General features: G+C 43.0%; 2 protein-coding genes. Both read right to left on the reverse strand.

All coding sequences use genetic code 11. The features are described from left to right. Nucleotides 1–33: 33 nt before the first annotated feature. Nucleotides 34–843 carry an IS4 family transposase gene (locus KT99_RS19805; RefSeq protein ID WP_005503925.1) on the reverse strand — a complete coding sequence of 270 codons (810 nt, stop codon included), beginning with the start codon at nt 841–843 and terminating at the stop codon, nt 34–36. Nucleotides 844–852: 9 nt separating this feature from the next. Further along, the coding region (locus KT99_RS19810) for a hypothetical protein (RefSeq protein ID WP_005503928.1) at nt 853–1,048 on the reverse strand (196 nt) is incomplete at its 5' end.

A 1,048-nucleotide genomic window follows, 5' to 3' on the forward strand; every position in this document is an offset into this window, starting at 1 on the left:
CTGTAGCCCTTTAATATGAGGGGTTATACATTCTCAGACATGAGTTTCTGTTAGTTGTACAAAAAGCGTCTGATTATCTCTTTTAGGATGAGCGCGGCAAGCATACTCACTGAAGTAACGGCACCATTTCCTTAGTGTCTTTTTGATCCTGTATTCACGTCCAGATAACAGTGCTTTTAAAATGTCAGGCAGCCAATCGTTTGCACACCGTGCGACTTTTTGCGTAGATATAGTCACTTGGTGTATTAGGCCGCTCGCCCTCGCGATAAAGCGCTTTAATAGTAAGGTAAGCATGCTCGCCCACACGAGACTTTCGGCAATACTTTTATCTCGAGTATTGAAGGTTTTTAAACCGCTGTAGGACTTTAACTCCTTGAAGAATAATTCTATTTGCCAGCGCAACCCATATAATTTACTTACTTTATCAGCGCTGAATTGTGCTCGCTTTAGGTTGGTGATGAGGTAACCAATCGCCGATTTATTTCTATCCCAGAAGGCGATTAACCGATGAGTTCCTGGCTTGCTTTTCCACTGAACATCGAGGTCGATTATTTGCTCTCGATGCCATTTAAGTTGCTTTAATTTTTTACCGATTAACCCTTCTATCGCAAGTCCTTGGCTATCAAAAGCCGCTTTTATATCGGGATTAATTTTACCATTGGTTCGCATAATTACATGACCACCGTGTTTGTCTGCTTGATAGCAGTAATCAATATTAAAGTAACCCGCGTCCATGAGCAGCAAGGTGTCCTGTATTTCATAAGCAAAGGGATTATAGTGCCGCTCACTTTCTGAATCGGGAGAAATACCCAGATAATTGTAATGACCAGACATCAAATCCATGGTCACGTGTCACTCCATGGCTGCCGGGTGAGTCTTGGTGAATCGGCCGGGAAACTCTTTAGTTAAACCAATGTGCAATTTGAGGGAGCTAGCATCATGAGCCTCTATCGACTTAAAGGGGTATTCACTCGGTAATACTCTATGCACTAACTCGAGTAGCCACTCGTTAGCGGCTTGTTCGACAGAGTCTAGCAGTGAGTTACTC

Source organism: Shewanella benthica KT99, from assembly GCF_000172075.1.
In the GTDB taxonomy this organism is placed as follows: Bacteria; Pseudomonadota; Gammaproteobacteria; order Enterobacterales; family Shewanellaceae; genus Shewanella; species Shewanella benthica_A.

Bases quoted from the DNA above. Each gene is read 5' to 3' on its own strand.
- KT99_RS19805 (WP_005503925.1), bottom strand. From the start codon at position 843: ATGGATTTGATGTCTGGTCATTACAATTATCTGGGTATTTCTCCCGAT.